Annotated in this window: 15 protein-coding genes and 1 pseudogene; 12 read left to right on the top strand and 4 right to left on the bottom strand. The window is 63.3% G+C overall.

Annotated elements, in window-relative coordinates:
• The first annotated feature begins 6 nt into the window (after window positions 1-6).
• Window positions 7-495: a Holliday junction resolvase RuvX gene (gene ruvX, locus CO676_RS26860; RefSeq protein WP_014764064.1), complete on the top strand. Its 489-nt coding sequence runs from the start codon at window positions 7-9 to the stop codon at window positions 493-495.
• On the opposite strand, the gene CO676_RS26865 is transcribed toward ruvX, so the two are convergent.
• Window positions 438-782: a DUF6105 family protein gene (locus CO676_RS26865; RefSeq protein WP_179875658.1), complete on the bottom strand. Its 345-nt coding sequence runs from the start codon at window positions 780-782 to the stop codon at window positions 438-440. The genes ruvX and CO676_RS26865 overlap by 58 nt on opposite strands.
• On the bottom strand, window positions 779-931 hold the full coding sequence (locus CO676_RS35465; protein WP_162531112.1) for a hypothetical protein: 153 nt from the start codon (window positions 929-931) through the stop codon (window positions 779-781). Before CO676_RS35465 ends, CO676_RS26865 begins: the two co-directional genes overlap by 4 nt.
• A gap of 208 nt (window positions 932-1,139) precedes the next feature.
• Between CO676_RS35465 and CO676_RS26870 the strand changes: the two genes are divergently transcribed.
• Window positions 1,140-2,075 (top strand): AEC family transporter, encoded by a 936-nt coding sequence (locus CO676_RS26870; RefSeq protein ID WP_097523323.1) that lies wholly within the window; start codon window positions 1,140-1,142, stop codon window positions 2,073-2,075.
• Here the strand turns inward: CO676_RS26870 and CO676_RS26875 are convergent.
• On the bottom strand, window positions 2,057-3,709 hold the full coding sequence (locus CO676_RS26875) for an acyl-CoA dehydrogenase family protein (RefSeq protein WP_041414299.1): 1,653 nt from the start codon (window positions 3,707-3,709) through the stop codon (window positions 2,057-2,059). The two genes, CO676_RS26870 and CO676_RS26875, sit on opposite strands and share 19 nt — an antisense overlap.
• Window positions 3,710-3,878: 169 nt before the next feature.
• On the opposite strand from CO676_RS26875, the gene CO676_RS26880 reads away from it, so the two are divergent.
• The 10 genes from CO676_RS26880 (at window position 3,879) to rpmG (ending at window position 15,837) form a co-directional block, all read left to right on the top strand.
• Window positions 3,879-4,820, top strand: a complete 942-nt coding sequence (locus CO676_RS26880; RefSeq protein WP_014764059.1) for an aspartate carbamoyltransferase catalytic subunit — start codon at window positions 3,879-3,881, stop codon at window positions 4,818-4,820.
• The gene (locus CO676_RS26885) at window positions 4,817-6,109 is read left to right on the top strand and encodes a dihydroorotase (RefSeq protein ID WP_097523324.1); all 1,293 of its coding nucleotides are present in this window, start codon (window positions 4,817-4,819) and stop codon (window positions 6,107-6,109) included. Before CO676_RS26880 ends, CO676_RS26885 begins: the two co-directional genes overlap by 4 nt.
• 29 nt (window positions 6,110-6,138) lie before the next feature.
• Window positions 6,139-6,750, top strand: coding sequence for a glycerol-3-phosphate 1-O-acyltransferase PlsY (plsY, locus tag CO676_RS26890; protein ID WP_097523325.1), 612 nt, complete (start codon window positions 6,139-6,141; stop codon window positions 6,748-6,750).
• Complete coding sequence (gene dprA, locus CO676_RS26895; RefSeq protein ID WP_097523326.1) at window positions 6,750-7,910, top strand: DNA-processing protein DprA; 1,161 nt, start codon at window positions 6,750-6,752, stop codon at window positions 7,908-7,910. Before plsY ends, dprA begins: the two co-directional genes overlap by 1 nt.
• 226 nt (window positions 7,911-8,136) lie before the next feature.
• Window positions 8,137-10,797: a type I DNA topoisomerase gene (topA, locus tag CO676_RS26900; RefSeq protein WP_097523335.1), complete on the top strand. Its 2,661-nt coding sequence runs from the start codon at window positions 8,137-8,139 to the stop codon at window positions 10,795-10,797.
• Between the two features lie 2 nt (window positions 10,798-10,799).
• Complete coding sequence (gene rnr, locus CO676_RS26905; RefSeq protein WP_097523327.1) at window positions 10,800-13,166, top strand: ribonuclease R; 2,367 nt, start codon at window positions 10,800-10,802, stop codon at window positions 13,164-13,166.
• A 44-nt stretch (window positions 13,167-13,210) separates the two neighbouring features.
• Window positions 13,211-13,666 carry a DUF983 domain-containing protein gene (locus tag CO676_RS26910; RefSeq protein WP_097523328.1) on the top strand — a complete coding sequence of 152 codons (456 nt, stop codon included), beginning with the start codon at window positions 13,211-13,213 and terminating at the stop codon, window positions 13,664-13,666.
• 89 nt (window positions 13,667-13,755) lie between these two features.
• Window positions 13,756-14,379, top strand: a complete 624-nt coding sequence (locus CO676_RS26915; RefSeq protein WP_041414297.1) for an NUDIX domain-containing protein — start codon at window positions 13,756-13,758, stop codon at window positions 14,377-14,379.
• A gap of 12 nt (window positions 14,380-14,391) precedes the next feature.
• Window positions 14,392-15,576, top strand: coding sequence for an MFS transporter (locus CO676_RS26920; protein ID WP_097523330.1), 1,185 nt, complete (start codon window positions 14,392-14,394; stop codon window positions 15,574-15,576).
• A 93-nt stretch (window positions 15,577-15,669) separates the two neighbouring features.
• Window positions 15,670-15,837, top strand: a complete 168-nt coding sequence (gene rpmG / locus CO676_RS26925) for a 50S ribosomal protein L33 (protein ID WP_014764050.1) — start codon at window positions 15,670-15,672, stop codon at window positions 15,835-15,837.
• 694 nt (window positions 15,838-16,531) lie between these two features.
• Here the strand turns inward: rpmG and CO676_RS26930 are convergent.
• Window positions 16,532-17,440 (bottom strand): annotated as a pseudogene (locus CO676_RS26930) (diguanylate cyclase); the annotation flags it as partial.
• Between the last annotated feature and the right edge of the window lie 60 nt (window positions 17,441-17,500).

The following is a 17,500-nucleotide window of genomic DNA, read 5'->3' on the forward strand; positions in this document are numbered from 1 at the left end:
AACCTCATGGCAATTATCACCATCGAAGAACTCGCCGCGCGGCTGCCGCCGCATCAGGCGATCGCGGGTCTGGACCTCGGCACCAAGACGATCGGACTGTCGGTATCCGATCTCGGACGGCGCTTTGCAACGCCGCGCGAGGTCATTCGCCGCGTCAAGTTCGGCGTCGACGCGCAGGCGCTGCTCGATGCTGCCACAAAGGAACGGATCGCCGCCTTCGTCATCGGCCTGCCGGTCAACATGGACGGGACGGAAGGGCCGCGCTGCCAGGCGACGCGGGCCTTCGTGCGCAACATGGGCGAGAAGACGGATATCCCCTTCGTGCTTTGGGACGAACGGCTTTCGACGGTCGCGGCCGAGCGGGTGCTGATCGAAATGGACGTTTCGCGCAGGAAACGCGCCGAGCGCATCGACTCGGCTGCCGCCTCCTTCATCCTTCAGGGAGCGCTCGACAGATTGGCGTCCCTCGGCAGGCGCGACACGTCTGTCGATTGAGATTTCGCGCCTCCGAACCGCGCGCGGTACCAGGACGTAATTTGCCGATGTTTCCGCAGCGCAACGAGGCCGAAGAGGACGATGGTGTCGAGGACCATCGCCCGTGCAACCAGCGGCGGAATGCTTTCCGGCGGAATTCCGAGAACATGGCCGTAGAGGCGGAAGACCAGGTCGTGCGCCTCGCGCGTCAGCATGAAGATGCCGAAGCTCATGTCATAATAGGAGAGCGAATACCAGCCGGTCAGCAGCATCACCGGGCCGCCCCAGAAGACCAAAAGCCACTTCACGCGCCTCTCCCTTCGGCCCAACCGCACAGCAGCGGGTAGACGGCGCGGTCGGCGAGGGCAAAACCGACCAGGCCGACAGCGAGCGTCGCTATGTCGAGCGCCACTCCGGCGAAAAACATCATCATGACGATCATCAAGCCAGTTCTCACCGAACCGCTCCGTTCCACACTTCATTGAACTGACGTCAGTATCTCTGTCATAGCCAGCCTAGCGCAACGTAAACTATTCATTAAGGTTAATATTCACAAGCAAAGGCGGCTTGCGGCCCGTCGCCCGTCGGTTCTAAAAGCCTAGCGTGAGTGCGAGACCTTCTCGCCTCCGCCCCAGAGCCTAGCACCTCCCTCTGCATGAGCCGTCATGACCGCCATTTTCGAAAGCATCCTTCCCGTCTTCCTGCTCGTGTTGCTTGGCGTCTGGCTTCGCCGTTCGAGGCTCGTCGATCAGGGGCTCTGGGTAGGACTCGAGCAGTTCGGCTACTATTTTCTCTTTCCCTCACTTCTCTTTTCGACATTGGCGAAAGCGGACTTCACCGGGATGGAGGCCGATGCAACGGCCATTGCGGCAATCGGCAGCGTCACGCTGATGTCGATCGCTCTCCTCCTGATCTGGCCTCTCCTGCGCACGAACGGCATTTCCGGCGCCACCTTCACTTCGATCTTCCAAACGGCGACGCGCTGGAACGCCTTCATCGCGCTGGCCGTCGCCGAGAAGCTCTATGGTGCGATCGGCCTCAGCCTGACGGCGCTGGTGATGACGCTGATCATCATCCCGATCAATTTCTATAATGTCGCCGTGCTGGTGTGGTTCGGCGGCGGTGACCGCGGCGTCGGATTCTTCTTCCTGAAGATCATCACCAATCCGCTGATCATCGCGTCGGCGCTGGGGATATTTTTCAACCTCACCGGCATCGAGCTCTATGAGCCGGTCATGACGGCGATCGACATGCTGGCAACGGCCTCCCTGAGCCTCGGCCTGGTGCTGGTCGGTGCCGGACTGAGGATCGCCGACGCCCTGAAGCCGACCGGCGCCGCGATGCTTGCGGTCGCGCTCAAGCTGATCGTCATGCCGATCTTCATGGTGGGCGCCAGTGCGCTGCTCGGCATCACCGGCGACGCCCTGCTCGTCATCGCGCTCGGCGCCGCCGTGCCGACGGCGATGAACGGCTATCTTCTTGCCAAGCAGATGGGGGGAGATGCGGAGCTTTACGCCGCCGTCGCGACGGTGCAGACGGCCGTGTCGTTCTTCACGATCCCGCTCGTGCTTTTCGCCACCGGCTATGTAGCGGCCGGATAGAGCAGGTCGAGCACGTAGGCGGAATCAAAGCGCGAATCGAGCATGCCGTAAGTGGCGCGCCAGCCGGCGGCCAGCCGCGACTCCAGGAAGGCATCGGCGATGCGCCCGGCACCCAGCCGATAGAGCTCGGCCGCTGCCGCCGCCAGCGCAAGCTGCTCGACCAGCAGGCGCGCCGCGCCCTCGTCACGCTCGCAGAGCGACATGGCGGCGCGCAGCACATCGATCGTCTTGGGTCCAGCGGGTCCGAGATCGCGGCTGAAGACGCCGAACAACTGCTCGAACAGTTCCTTTCGACGCCCGAGCACCCGGAGCACGTCGAGCGCCATCACATTGCCGGAGCCCTCCCAGATCGCATTGACCGGCGCTTCGCGATAGTGGCGGGCAAGCGCCCGTTCTTCGACGTAACCGTTGCCGCCGAGACACTCCATCGCTTCGTAGATCAAGGCGGGGGCGATCTTGCAGCACCAGTACTTCGCGACAGGCGTCATGATGCGGGCGTAGGCTGCATCTTCGGCACTGCTATGCGCATTGTCGAAGGCTTCGGCGAGGCGGAAAGACAGCGCGCTTGCCGCCGCGACATCGAGTGCCATGTCGGCCAGAACACGCGTCATCATCGGCTGGCTGACGAGCGTCTTGCCAAAGACCTTGCGGCCGCGGGTGTGGTGCACGGCCTCGGCGAGCGAAGCGCGCATCATGCCGGCCGAGGCGAGCGCGCAATCGAGCCGCGTCAGCGTCACCATGTCGAGAATCGTGCGAATGCCGGCATCCGGCGTTCCGAGCAGGAAGCCGAAGGTATCCGAAAATTCGACCTCCGACGACGCGTTGGAACGATTGCCGAGCTTGTCCTTGAGACGCTGAAAGCGCAGGCCGTTGGCGCCGCCGTCCTCGAGCAGCCGCGGCACGAGGAAACAGCCGAGCCCCTCGCGCGTCTGCGCCAGCATGACGAAGGCGTCGCTCATCGGCGCCGACATGAACCACTTGTGGCCGTTCAGGCGATAGATCCCCTCACCGACGCGTTCGGCGGTCGAGGTGTTGGCGCGCACATCCGTGCCGCCCTGCTTCTCGGTCATGCCCATGCCGATCGTCACCGCGGATTTCTGCATCCAGGGCCGGTTGGTCGAGTCATATTTGCGCGACAGGATCTTCGGGGCCCATTCCTTCTGGACGGCCGGCGACGCGGTGATCGCGGCAACCGAGGCGCTGGTCATCGTCAGCGGGCAGAGATGGCCGCATTCGAGCTGCGCCGTCAGATAGAAGCGGAGCGCCCTCGCCTTGTGCGAACGGCCGCGCTCGTCCGGCAGATTCTCCCAGGCAGACGAATGCAGTCCGGTCGTCATCGATCGGCGCATCAGCGCATGCCAGGCCGGGTGGAACTCGACGACGTCGAGGCGCTCGCCACGCGGCCCGTGAGTCTTCAGCTTCGGAACGCCCTCATTGGCCATGCGCGCCAGTTCCTGCGCCTCCGGCGAAGTCACATAGCGGCCGAGCGCGTCGAACTCGTCACGCAGCGTCTTCGGCATGGCCGTGGTGATATCGACGACCAGGGGGTCGGAACGATAGGCATTGATACCGGACCAGGGCTTCGGCTGGTTCAGTTCGGCGAGTTTCTGTTCGGTCCGGTTCATCTGATTCATAGGCCCGGTTCTAGCGCAAGTTTCGCGGGTACGAAACAGGCCCGCGCCAAGAACCGTGGCGACGGCAAGTTTTCTTCGGAAGGCCCGGCGCGCGGCTTGCCGCGCCCCTTGCCGCGCCCGGGGCCACGTTCTATAGAGCGAGCCAAATTCCAGCTTGCAAGGGCGGCTCATGATCACTTTCCCGCATCGCCACCTGCTTGGCATCAAAGGGCTGACGGAACAGGACATCACGCTCCTGCTCGATCGCGCCGACGAAGCGGTCAAGATCTCCCGGCAGAGGGAGAAAAAGACCTCTTCGCTGCGAGGACTGACGCAGATCAACCTCTTCTTCGAGGCGTCGACCCGCACCCAATCTTCCTTCGAACTCGCTGGCAAGCGGCTCGGTGCCGACGTCATGAACATGTCGGTCGGCAACTCCTCGGTGAAGAAGGGCGAGACGCTGATCGACACGGCGATGACGCTCAACGCGATGCACCCGGACGTGCTCGTCGTTCGCCACTCTTCCGCCGGCGCCGCAGCACTGCTCGCGCAGAAGGTCTCCTGCTCCGTGGTCAATGCCGGCGACGGCCAGCACGAGCATCCGACGCAGGCGCTTCTCGACGCGCTGACGATCCGCCGCGCCAAGCGAAAGCTGTCGCGGATCATCGTGGCGATCTGCGGCGACGTCCTGCATTCCCGCGTCGCCCGCTCCAACATTCTGCTGCTCAACCAGATGGGTGCACGCGTTCGCGTCGTCGCACCGGCGACCTTGCTCCCCGCAGGCATCGAACAGATGGGCGTCGAGGTCTATCGATCCATGGCGGAAGGCCTGAAGGACGCCGACGTGGTGATGATGCTGAGACTCCAGCGCGAGCGGATGGCCGGCTCCTTCGTCCCGTCGGTGCGCGAATATTTCCACTATTACGGGCTCGACGCGGAAAAGCTGAAGGCGGCCAAGGCCGATGCGCTCGTCATGCATCCAGGACCGATGAACCGCGGCGTCGAGATCGCCTCGGAGATCGCCGACGGACCGCAAAGCGTCATCGAACAGCAGGTTGAGATGGGCGTCGCCGTCCGAATGGCCGTCATGGAGACGCTTCTTCTCTCTCAGAACCAGGGCCCGCGCCTATGACCAGACCGCTTGTTCTGCAGAACCTGCGCATCGTCGATCCCTCGCGAAATCTCGACGAGATCGGCACGATCATCGTCGGGAGCGACGGACGGATCCTTGCCGCCGGAAAGAACGCCCAGAACCAGGGCGTGCCGGCGGGCGCCTTCGTCAAGGATTGCGCCGGTCTCGTCGCCGTGCCCGGGCTCGTCGACGCCCGGGTCTTCGTCGGCGAACCGGGCAGTGAGTATCGCGAGACGATCGAGTCGGCCTCGCGGGCGGCGGCGACCGGCGGCGTCACGTCCTTTATCTCCATGCCCGACACCAATCCGGTGATCGACGAGATCGCCCTCGTCGAATTCGTCCAGAAGACCGCCCGCGACAAGGCGCTCGTCAACGTCTACCCGGCGGCGGCCGTCACCAAGGGTCTGCTCGGGGTGGAAATGAGCGAACTCGGACTGCTCCGCGATGCGGGTGCGGTCTGCTTCACCAACGGCCGGCAACCGGTCCACGACACGCTCGTGCTTCGCCGCGCAATGACCTATGCGCGCGAGTTCGATGCGGTCGTTGCGCTGGAGACCCGCGACAAATATCTTGGCGCCAACGGCGTCATGAATGAAGGCCTGCTGGCAAGCTGGCTCGGACTTCCGGCCGTTCCGCGTGAGGCCGAGATCATTCCGCTTGAGCGCGATCTTCGCATCGCCGAACTGACCCGGGCCGCCTATCACGCCGCCGAAATCTCCGTCCCCGAAGTGGTGGATGCCGTGCACGCGGCGAGAGAGCGCGGGGCGAACGTCACCTGCGGCATCTCGATCAACCACCTGACGCTGAACGAGAACGATATCGGCGAATACCGGACCTTCTTCAAGCTGGCGCCGCCGCTGCGCGGCGAAGACGACCGGGTCGCGATGGTCGAAGCGCTTGCCGCCGGCAAGATCGATATCATCGTCTCCTCGCATGACCCACAGGGCGCCGATACCAAGCGCCTGCCCTTCGCGGATGCAGCGGATGGCGCGATCGGCCTTGAGACCCTGGCGGCGGCTGCCCTTCGGCTCTACCACAGCGGCCAGGTTCCGCTGATGCGGCTGATCGATGCGCTGTCGACGCGCCCTGCCGCAATCTTCGGCCTGGAAGCGGGCACGCTGAAAGCCGGGGCGAAGGCGGACATTACCGTCCTCGATCTCGACGAGCCCTGGATCCTCTACGAAAAAGAGCTGGTTTCCCGCTCCAAGAATACGCCGTTCGAAAATGCGCGCTTTACCGGCCGGGTCGTGCAAACCTATGTTGGCGGCAAGCTCGTCCATTCATCATGAGCCGAAGCATATAGGCGGGGGAGGAACCGGTGGATCTGTTTTCCTGGCAGCTGGGGCTGCCCGCGACATTCTTGTGCCTCGTCTTTGGCTATCTGCTGGGCTCTATCCCGTTCGGCCTGATTCTCACCCGCATGGCGGGGCTCGGCGACGTGCGCAAGATCGGCTCCGGCAATATCGGCGCGACGAACGTGCTGAGAACCGGCAACAAGAAACTCGCGGCCGCCACGCTACTGCTCGACGCACTCAAGGGAACGGCTGCAGCAGCAATCGCGTCTTTCTGGGGTGTTGAAGCCGGCATCGTCGCTGGCCTTGCCGCCTTTCTCGGCCATCTCTTTCCGGTCTGGCTCTCCTTCAAGGGCGGCAAGGGTGTCGCCACCTATATCGGCGTCCTGCTTGGCCTTGCGCCGCTGATGGTGCCCGCTTTCGCGGCGATCTGGCTCGCCACGGCCAAGATCACCCGCTACTCCTCACTGTCGGCTCTCGTCGCGACGGCGGTCATTCCGATTGCACTCTATGCAACCGGATACGGGAAAGTCGCCCTGCTCTTTGCCTTGATGACCGTGATCACCTGGATCAAGCACCGCGCCAATATCCGGCGGCTCCTGAGCGGCACGGAAAGCCGGATCGGAGAAAAGGGATAATGCCGAACGGCAGCGCTCGACGGAACGGAACCGCGCTGACGGAACGGCAGAGGATCGCGTGGCTGCGGCTGATCCGCAGCGACAATGTCGGTCCTGCGACCTTCCGGGATCTCGTCAACCATTTCGGCTCCGCCGAGGCGGCGCTCGAGGCACTGCCGGAACTGTCCCGCCGCGGTGGCTCGAATCGACAGTTTCGCATCGCCTCGCTGGCGGACGCGGAGCGGGAGCTCGAAACAGCGCATCGGTTCGGCGCGGTGTTCGTCGGGATCGGCGAACCCGATTATCCGCCGGCGCTAAGGGAGATCGACGGCGCACCTCCGCTCATCGCCATGAAAGGCAACCTCCAGGCGGCAAGCCGCCCCTCGCTCGGCATCGTCGGCTCACGCAATGCCTCGGTCAGCGGCGCGAAATTCGCTGCGATGATCGCCCGCGATGCCGGTGCGGCCGGCTACGTCATTAGCTCCGGCCTTGCCCGCGGCATCGATACCGCCGCCCACCGCGCCAGCCTTGAGACCGGTACGATCGCCGCGCTCGCCGGCGGTCTCGATCAACCCTACCCGCCCGAAAATGTCGGCCTTCTGCAGGAGATCACCGCGGGGACGGGATTGGCGATCAGCGAAATGCCCTTCGGCTGGGAGCCCCGCGCCCGCGACTTTCCGAGAAGAAACCGCCTGGTCGCCGGCATCAGCCTCGGCGTCGCGATCATCGAGGCTGCCAGCCGTTCGGGGTCGCTCATCACCGCCCGCTATGCAGCCGATTTCGGGCGGCTCGTCTTTGCCGTGCCGGGCTCACCGCTCGATCCGCGCTGTCACGGCACGAACGATCTGCTGAAACAGGGGGCGATCGTCACTACCGCCACAAGTGACGTTCTGGAGGGATTGTCGCCTCTCAGCCGCGACGATCTTTTCTCGCGCTTGAGCGCCCGCGAGCCGTCGGTCGAACACGCGCCCTCCGGGATACCGGCGACGGCGGCACCCGGCGAAGGCGACCGTGCCCGCATCGTCGAGGCGCTCGGCCCGACGCCGGTCGAGATCGACGACATCATTCGCCACACCGGCCTTGCCGCCTCCGAGGTCTATCTCGTGCTGCTCGAACTCGATCTTGCCGGCCAGCTCTGCCGCCACGGGGCCAATCTCGTCTCCCTCGCTTCCCCGCAATAGCGCGAAAACACAGCTGTACGTCGCCTCGCAACACGCGCAGAAATCGCAAATTGAACCACCACGAGTTGCGGAATGTCGTTTGTTGCGGTTTGGTTGCGGTCGGCCGGAATGTCGCTATTTTCGATAAAGCCCTTGACCGCGCCCGAATCCCTGTCCATTTCGTGGCCTCAATAGCGGCCGCGCAACGCCTGCGCTTTGCCAGAAGAGATTGTCTCAGAGAATGACGATGAATGTTGTAGTGGTGGAGTCGCCTTCCAAGGCCAAGACGATCAACAAGTATCTGGGCCCCGGCTACAAGGTACTTGCTTCGTTCGGCCATGTGCGGGATCTGCCGGCCAAGGATGGATCGGTTCGCCCGGACGAAGACTTCGAAATGTCGTGGGAAGTCGATGGCGCCTCCGCCAAGCGGATGAAGGACATTGCCGACGCTGTGAAGTCGTCGGACGGGCTGTTCCTCGCAACCGACCCGGATCGCGAGGGTGAGGCGATCTCCTGGCATGTGCTCGACCTCCTCAAGAAGAAGAAGGTCATTGGCGACAAGCCGGTCAAGCGCGTCGTCTTCAATGCGATTACCAAGAAAGCCGTGCTCGATGCGATGGCCGATCCGCGCGACATCGACATTTCGCTTGTCGACGCCTATCTCGCCCGCCGCGCGCTCGACTATCTCGTCGGCTTCAACCTCTCGCCGGTTCTCTGGCGCAAGCTGCCGGGCGCGCGCTCGGCCGGCCGCGTGCAATCGGTGGCGCTGCGTCTCGTCTGCGATCGCGAGGGGGAGATCGAACGCTTCGTCACAGAAGAATATTGGAATATCTCGGCGCTTTTGAAGACGCCGCGCGGCGACGAATTCGAAGCACGGCTCGTCTCGGCCGACGGCAAGCGGCTGCAGCCGAGGTCGATCGGCAACGGCGAGGAGGCCAATCGGCTGAAGGCCCTGCTCGACGGCGCAAGCTATGTGGTCGAAAGCGTCGAAGCGAAGCCCGTCAAGCGGCACCCAGCCCCGCCCTTTACCACCTCGACGCTGCAGCAGGCCGCCTCCTCCAAGCTCGGTTTCTCGGCGTCGCGGACCATGCAGGTGGCGCAGAAGCTCTATGAAGGTGTCGATATCGGTGGTGAAACCGTCGGTCTCATTACCTATATGCGAACCGACGGCGTGCAGATGGCACCCGAAGCGATCGACGCCGCGCGCCGGGCGATCGGCAGCCAGTTCGGTCCCCGCTACCTGCCGGAAAAGCCGCGCTTCTACTCGACCAAGGCGAAGAACGCCCAGGAAGCACACGAAGCCATCCGGCCGACGGACTTCAACCGCACGCCCGATCAGGTACGTCGCTTCCTCGACGGCGACATGCTGAAGCTCTACGATCTGGTCTGGAAGCGCGGTATCGCCAGCCAGATGGCATCGGCCGAGATCGAACGGACGACAGCGGAGATCCTGGCCGACAACGGCGGCAAGAAGGCCGGCCTCAGGGCAACCGGCTCGGTCATTCGCTTCGACGGCTTCATCGCCGCCTATACGGACATGAAGGAAGACGGCGAACAGGCGGACGACGGCGACGAGGATGGTCGGCTGCCCGAGATCAACGCACGCGAAAATCTCGCCAAGCAGAAGATCAACGCCACCCAGCACTTCACCGAGCCGCCGCCACGCTATTCGGAAGCGACGCTCATCAAGAAGATGGAAGAGCTCGGCATCGGCCGCCCTTCGACCTATGCCGCAACGATCAGCACGCTCGTCGACCGCGACTATGTAGAGATCGACAAGCGTAAGCTGGTGCCGCAGGCCAAGGGCCGGCTGGTGACGGCATTCCTCGAGAGCTTCTTCGCCCGCTACGTCGAATATGATTTCACCGCATCGCTCGAGGCGAAGCTCGATCAGATTTCAGCCGGCGAACTCAATTGGAAAGATGTGCTGCGCGAGTTCTGGAAGGACTTCTTCTCGCAGATCGAGGATACCAAGGAACTGCGCGTCACCAATGTGCTCGATGCACTCAATGAGGAGCTGGCGCCGCTCGTCTTCCCGAAACGCGAGGACGGCGGCGACCCGCGGATCTGCCAGGTCTGCGGCACCGGCAAGCTCTCGCTGAAGCTCGGCAAATACGGCGCCTTCGTCGGCTGCTCCAATTACCCGGAGTGCAACTACACGCGCCAGCTGTCGTCCGAAAGCAATGGCGAGGCGGAAGCGGCGGCGTCGAACGAGCCGCAGAGCCTCGGCAAGGATCCGCACACCGGCGAGGAAATCACGCTGCGCAGCGGTCGCTTCGGACCTTACGTCCAGCGCGGCGACGGCAAGGATGCGAAACGCGCGAGCCTGCCCAAAGGGTGGACGCCCGCGACGATCGACCACGAGAAGGCGCTCGCTCTTCTTTCGCTGCCGCGCGACATCGGAAAGCATCCGGAAACGGGCAAGATGATTTCGACCGGGCTCGGCCGCTACGGGCCGTTCGTGCTGCATGATGGTACCTATGCCAATCTGGAATCGGTCGAAGACGTCTTCTCGATCGGCCTCAACCGCGCCGTTTCGGCACTCGCCGACAAGCAGTCGAAGGGCGCCGGCGGCGGACGCGGGCGCACTGCCGCCGCCCTCAAGGAACTCGGCCAACATCCCGAAGGCGGCGCGATCACCGTGCGCGACGGGCGCTTCGGCCCCTATGTCAACTGGGGCAAGGTGAACGCCACCCTGTCGAAAGGCAAGGATCCGCAATCCGTGACCGTCGAGGAAGCGCTCGCGCTGATTGCCGAACGTGCGGCGAAGGGTGGCGGATCGAAGGGCAAGGCGACCAGGGGCAGATCCGCGGCCGCAGCAACGAAAAGCACGGCGGCGAAAGCCGAGAAGCCCAAGACAGCGGCGAAGCCGAAGAGCAAGACGGCCGCGAAGGCCAAGAAGGACTGACATTGAGCAGAATTCCGCGCGATCCGGCCGAACGGCCCGCAAAAGGTGCCGGCAAGAAGCAGTTGCGCGCGGCCCAGGCGGCGCCCTCCGTAAGGGAAACGATCGTCCACGGCGCCGTTCCGCCACGCGACGTCTTGATGCGCTTCATCGCCGAGAACCCGCAGCAGGCCTCGAAGCGGGAGATCGCCAAGGCATTCGGCCTGAAGGGCGAGGCGCGCGTCGAACTCAAGGCGCTGCTCCGCTCGCTGGAAGAAGACGGGCTGGTCGAGAAGAAGCGCAAGTCGCTCGTTCGCCCCGGCGCGCTGCCGCCCGTCACCGTTCTCGACATCACCATCCGCGATATCGACGGCGAATTGATCGGCCGCCCGGCAGAATGGCTGGACGACGACGGCGTCGCACCGGCAGTCCTCATCCGGCAGTCGGCGGCCGGCAAGGCGAAGGGCAAGGCGCCCGTCGCCGGCCTCGGCGATCGGGTGCTTGCCAAGATCTTCCCTGCCAAGGAGCGGGGCGGCCCGGCCTATACGGCGCGCATTATCAAGGTTCTCGACAAACGCAAGGACGCTGTGCTCGGCGTCTTCCGCGCGACTCCGGGCGGCGGCGGACGGCTGATGCCGATCGACAAGCGTGGCGAGGAAGTGCTCGTCGATCAGGATTTCATCGGCGATGCCAAGGACGGCGACCTCGTCGAAGTGCATCTCGCCCGGCTTGGGCGCTACGGGCTGCCGCGCGCCCAGGTGCAGAACGTCATCGGTTCCGTCGCCTCCGAAAAGGCGATCTCGATGATTGCCATCCATGCGCATGGCATCCCGCATGTCTTCCCGGAGCGCGTGGTGCAGGAGGCCGATGCGGCCGAGGCCGCTACGATGGGGCATCGCGAGGACTGGCGCTCGCTGCCGCTCGTCACCATCGACCCGGCCGACGCCAAGGACCACGACGACGCAGTCCATGCCGAACCGGATCCCTCGCCCGACAATCCCGGCGGCGTCATCGTCACGGTCGCGATCGCCGACGTCTCCTGGTATGTCCGGCCGAAATCGGCGATCGATCTCGAAGCGCTGAAGCGCGGCAATTCGATCTATTTCCCCGACCGTGTCGTGCCGATGCTGCCCGAGCGCATCTCCAACGATCTCTGCTCGCTGAAGGAGGGTGTCGATCGCCCGGCGCTGGCGGTGCGAATGCGTTTCTCGAAAGAGGGCCGTAAGGCGGGACATACCTTCCACCGCATCATGATGCGCAGCGCCGCCAAGCTTTCCTACAGCCAAGCCCAGGCCGCCATCGACGGAGCGCCGGACGAAAAGACCGGACCCATTCTGGACACGATCCTGAGGCCGCTATGGGAGGGCTACCGGATCCTCACCCGTGGGCGGGAACGGCGCCAGCCTCTCGAACTCGACGTGCCCGAACGCAAGATCGTCCTGAAGCCGGACGGAACCGTCGACCGGGTCTTGGTGCCGGAACGCCTCGACGCCCACAAGCTGATCGAGGAAATGATGATCCAGGCCAACGTCGCCGCGGCGGAGACGTTGGAGCAGAAGCGACAGGCGCTGATCTACCGCGTTCACGACCAGCCATCGCTCGCCAAGCAGGAAACCCTCCGTGAGTTCCTGGCGACGCTCGACATTTCGCTCGCCAAGGGCGGCGCCATGCGTGCCAACCACTTCAACGGCGTTCTCGCACGCGCCGACGGCAAGCCCTTTGAGACGATGGTCAACGAGATGGTGCTGCGGTCGCAGAGCCAAGCGATCTACAGTCCGGAGAATATCGGTCATTTCGGCCTCAACCTGATGCGCTATGCCCACTTCACCTCGCCGATCCGTCGCTATGCCGACCTGGTCGTCCACCGGGCACTGGTGAGCTCGCTCGGCCTTGGCGAGGGCGGCTTGACGCCGCAGGAAGAGGGCGTGCTCGACGATATCGCCGCGGAAATCTCCACTTTCGAGCGACGCGCAATGGCCGCCGAGCGCGACACCGTCGACCGGCTGATCGCCCATCACCTAAGCGGACGCGTCGGCGAGGAGTTCGACGGGCGCGTTTCGGGCGTGATCAAGGCGGGACTTTTTGTCACTCTCCCGTCCTATGGCGCAGACGGTTTCATACCTATATCAACGCTCGGGCGCGACTATTTCATCTATGATGAAGCGCATCAGGCGCTGTCCGGTGAAAAAACCGGACTTGGCTATCGTCTCGGCGATCCGGTTCGCGTCAGGCTCGCCGAAGCCGTGCCGCTCGCCGGCGCGCTCCGCTTCGAGATGCTGAGCGAAGGGCAAAAGATGCCGACGGCAATGCGCTCCTTCCACAAGTCCGGCCGCCGCGATCGAGGGAACAGAGGCAAGCGGCCGGGAACGCGGCCTCCGCGCGGCAAACGCTGATCGCCAGCGGGCCGGTACGGTCCTCGTTCGATTAAGGATTGAACATGAAGGCAATGGCAACGGACAAGCTCCAGCTCGGCGGGGAGCAGCAGGAGCAGCGGCCCGTGGGCCGCTCTATCAAGCGCGGCTTTCTGGGAAAGTGCCCCGCCTGCGGCCAAGGCCGACTGTTTCGAGGCTTCGTCAAATCGGTGGATGCCTGCGCCGCCTGCGGCGAGCGGATGGACCATCACCGTGCCGACGACTTTCCGCCCTATATCGTCGTGACGATCGTCGGCCATGTGGTCCTCGGCGGCTACATGATGACGGATCTCGTTCTGCCGCTCTCCACCTGGCAGCACCTGGCCCTCTGGGCACCGGTGACGCTGGTCAGCGCTCTCGCCCTGATGCAGCCCGTCAAGGGCGCCGTCATCGGGCTGCAATGGGCCCTGAAGCTGCACGGCTTCGGCGATCACGAGGATCGGCCGGAAGACATCCTGCCGCCGCGGGATCCGTCGGCATGAGGCCTGATCGCGGCAGCGGCAGCCCCTCTCAGCCGCACCTTGGGACAAATAGACATCAGCCGCTCAGACCGCGGGATGCGGCATCGATCATGCTTCTCGACCGCTCCGGCGTGGGCGTGCGCGTCTTGATGGGAAAACGCCATAGTGCCCATGCCTTCATGCCGGACCTCTATGTCTTTCCCGGCGGCCGTCGCGACCCGACCGACCATCGGCTGAGATTTTCCGGCGATCTCCATCCGTCGGTCCTGCGCGCTCTGAAAGCAGGCGACGGTCACCCAATTACCGATGGACGCGCCCGCGCGCTGGCGCTCGCCGCCGCCAGAGAACTTTTCGAAGAGGCGGGCGTATGCCTCGGCAGAGCACACAACGGGGCGGATGCCACCCTTCCCTTTCTTCCCGATCTCACAAACTTGCGTTATATGGCTCGGGCCATCACTCCGCCGGGACAGACACGGCGGTTCGACACGCGCTTCTTTGCGGTCTTCGCGGATGAGGCCGAGATCGATCCGTCTGAAGTCCTGGACAGCCGGGAGCTTCAGGATTTGCAGTGGATCGATGTCAACGACTTCTCGTCTCTACAAGTGCCGGAGATCACCGCAACCATCCTCGCCGATCTGAGAGGCGGGCTCGAATCGGATCCCGCGCTTCCTCCTGAACGGGCGATACCGTTCTATTTCACGCGCCACGGGCGCTTTCTTCGCACGCTTCTCTAGGGATCCTGTCGAATGTCGAAGCCGCCGTCCGGCACATCTGCGCCGGTTGACGAAATTCACTGGCCTTCGCTGATCGCTGCAGTCGCTTCGATCACTGCGGTGGGTATCGCCATCGGCCTCGGCCTTCCCCTGCTCAGCATCATCATGGAGAAGCGCGGAATTGCCCCGACGTTGATCGGGCTCAATTCAGCCATGGCCGGCCTCGCATCGATGGCGGCCGCCCCGTTGACCACGAAGCTCGCACACCGGCATGGCGTTGCGCCGACCATGCTGCTGGCCATCCTCTTTTCGGCGGCGAGCGCCCTCGGCTTTTACTACATCACCAATTTCTGGCTGTGGTTTCCGCTCAGAATCGTCTTTCACGGCGCTATCACGGTGCTGTTCATTCTCTCGGAATTCTGGATCAATGCGACGGCGCCGCCGAACAAACGCGGCTTCGTGCTCGGCATCTACGGTACCGTGCTGTCGCTCGGCTTTGCCAGCGGCCCCCTGCTCTTTTCTATCCTCGGCAGCGAGGGCATCCTGCCCTTTGCCGTCGGCGCTGGCGTCATTTTGCTTGCCGCCATACCGATCTATCTGGCCCGCGACGAAAGTCCGGTTATCGACGAAAAACCGGACCGGCATTTCATGCGCTACGTCTTCCTGGTGCCGACGGCGACGGCCGCCGTTTTCATCTTCGGCGCAGTCGAATCAGGCGGGCTTTCGCTCTTTCCAATCTTCGGAACGCGCGCCGGCTTCACCGAATCGCAGGCCGCTCTGTTGCTGACCGTCATGGGCGTGGGCAACTTCATCTTCCAGATCCCGCTCGGCATGCTCTCCGACCACGTAAAGGATCGCCGTACGATCCTGTCGGCGCTGACGCTGGTCGGCTTCGTGGGCGCCCTGTTTCTGCCGATGCTCGTCGAAAGCTGGGTCCTTATGGCCCTAGTCCTGTTGTTCTGGGGCGGATGCGTCTCCGGCCTCTATACGGTGGGCCTTAGCCATCTTGGCTCGCGGCTTCAGGGAGCCGATCTTGCGGCCGCTAACGCCGCCTTCGTTTTCTCCTATGCGGTCGGCACCGTGGCGGGACCTCAGGTTGTCGGTGTAGCGATGGATGTCACCGGCAATGACGGTTTTGCCTGGGCGATTGCCGGTTTCTTCGGGCTTTATGTTGTGCTTTCGCTCGCCCGTATTGTTTTGAACCCAAAACGGTCTTGACTTTTCGACCGCGATTTGTAGTTTCGCGCCAACCTTGACCGTGGCCCGCAACCGGTTGTCCACGGCTTTCATCTTTTAAAAGGCAGGACGACCATGGCGAAAGCTACCACCATCAAGATCAAGCTGCTGTCGACGGCCGACACCGGTTACTTCTACGTCACGACCAAGAACAGCCGCACGATGACGGAAAAGATGACGAAGACGAAGTATGATCCGGTCGCCAAGAAGCACGTCGAGTTCAAGGAAACGAAGATCAAGTAAGATCACGTTTCGGTTCGACCGACGAGCGCCGGCCGCAAGGTTCGGCGCTTTTTCTTTGGCGCCTGCTGTCGCTGCGGAGATCTTCGACTGAGCGACATCTGACAAGATGCGCGGCGCAGGAGATCGGAACGAAAAACGCCGCCTCTTTCGAAGCGGCGTTTTGAAAGGGGGTCGGCTGGCTCCGACTGCGGCACGAGGAATCCGCGGATGTCAGAAACCAGCCGACCGACCCCACGACCCAGGAGATGCGGCGGACCTGAGCATCATGGGGTAACCGATCGATCGTGGAAGTCACACTTCCTTAATATCAGCATTGCTTGAAAATAAAAAAAAATCAACGAATTCTTAATCACCGAAACGCGTTGCTCAGTGTTTGGTTAATTCTGTCTCGTATTCGGACGAATCCAAACTCGCCGCCCTATGCAAATGCTTGCCCCAGCGCCAGCGATGCCGCTGAAATTACAACTTATAAGTAAGCTGGCAAGATGAGTTGGGCGTAAGTTACAGTCTCCGCTACGCCGAACGGCGAGGCTCGAGACCGCCCGTAAGCGCTGCTTGCCAATTTGGGCTTAGAGGCTTGCTGGTTGCTTTAAAGCGCATCGCACTCAAACGTATTCACGCGACGCGCCATAGGCCCTTGCTCTTATGCATCTCGTCATCCCAAAACCGCTGCACACCTTCGAGCGACATGCATTTAGGCGGCCGCCGCGACGACCCGGTTGCGCCCGTTGTTCTTCGCTTGGTAAAGCGCCGTGTCGGCGCGCTTCAGCAAGGCTTCGGCCGTATCCTCGTGCGGCCGCAAGGTGGCTATGCCGAGGGATGCGGTAATGGTGAGGACCGTATCTTCCTGCGAAATTCCGAATGCGCGTCCCTCGACCATCAAGCGAAGCCGTTCGGCCACGATCGCCGCCATTTCGGGCGTGGTGTCCGGCATGACGATCACAAACTCCTCGCCGCCGAACCGGCAGGCGAGATCGGCCCCGCGTACCGTCGCGCGGACGCGGTTGGCAAATTCGCGCAGAACCTCATCACCTGCATCATGCCCATAGGTGTCGTTCACCAGCTTGAAGCGATCGATATCGGTGATGCAGATCGACAGTGGCCGGCCGCGTGCACTCGCCCGGTCGATCAACAGCTTCATATGGGTATCGAGATAGCGCCGATTGTGGAGACCGGTGAGGTCGTCGGTGATCGCCAATTCGATGGTCTGCTGGACGCTCGCGCGCAGCCGGTCATTGCAGTGCTTGCGGCGGATCTGTGTCAGGGAGCGCGCGACCAATTCGTTGGGATCGACCGGACGCATGATGTAGTCCGTCACTCCAAGCTCAAGGGCGCGAACGATCATCTCTTCGCTCCCCTGCTCGGTGACGAGCAGGATCGGTATGAAGCGCGTCCTCTCGAGGGAGCGTAGCTGCGAGCAGAGGCGCAGCGGATCGTAGTCATCAAAGTTCGCGTTGACGATCACCAGATCGAAGCTGTTCTCGGCGGCTTCGAAGAGGGCGGCCTGGGGATCGGAGATCACCGCGACTTCGGCGATCGGCTTCAAGGCGCGCAGCAGCCGTTCCTGCGAGGAGGCTCGGCCATCGACGAGGAGCACGTTGCCTAGAGCCCGTCCGTTTTAATCGGGGTCATATCCTGCTGCGGCGAAATAGTTTGCACATTC

It is taken from the genome of Sinorhizobium sp. BJ1 (assembly GCF_002531555.1).
Lineage (GTDB): Bacteria > Pseudomonadota > Alphaproteobacteria > Rhizobiales > Rhizobiaceae > Sinorhizobium > Sinorhizobium fredii_B.

Bases quoted from the DNA above. Each gene is read 5' to 3' on its own strand.
- ruvX (WP_014764064.1), top strand. From the start codon at position 7: ATGGCAATTATCACCATCGAAGAACTCGCCGCGCGGCTGCCGCCGCAT.
- CO676_RS26870 (WP_097523323.1), top strand. From the start codon at position 1,140: ATGACCGCCATTTTCGAAAGCATCCTTCCCGTCTTCCTGCTCGTGTTG.
- CO676_RS26875 (WP_041414299.1), bottom strand. From the start codon at position 3,709: ATGAATCAGATGAACCGGACCGAACAGAAACTCGCCGAACTGAACCAG.
- CO676_RS26880 (WP_014764059.1), top strand. From the start codon at position 3,879: ATGATCACTTTCCCGCATCGCCACCTGCTTGGCATCAAAGGGCTGACG.
- CO676_RS26885 (WP_097523324.1), top strand. From the start codon at position 4,817: ATGACCAGACCGCTTGTTCTGCAGAACCTGCGCATCGTCGATCCCTCG.
- dprA (WP_097523326.1), top strand. From the start codon at position 6,750: ATGCCGAACGGCAGCGCTCGACGGAACGGAACCGCGCTGACGGAACGG.
- topA (WP_097523335.1), top strand. From the start codon at position 8,137: ATGAATGTTGTAGTGGTGGAGTCGCCTTCCAAGGCCAAGACGATCAAC.
- CO676_RS26910 (WP_097523328.1), top strand. From the start codon at position 13,211: ATGAAGGCAATGGCAACGGACAAGCTCCAGCTCGGCGGGGAGCAGCAG.
- CO676_RS26915 (WP_041414297.1), top strand. From the start codon at position 13,756: ATGCTTCTCGACCGCTCCGGCGTGGGCGTGCGCGTCTTGATGGGAAAA.
- CO676_RS26920 (WP_097523330.1), top strand. From the start codon at position 14,392: ATGTCGAAGCCGCCGTCCGGCACATCTGCGCCGGTTGACGAAATTCAC.
- rpmG (WP_014764050.1), top strand. From the start codon at position 15,670: ATGGCGAAAGCTACCACCATCAAGATCAAGCTGCTGTCGACGGCCGAC.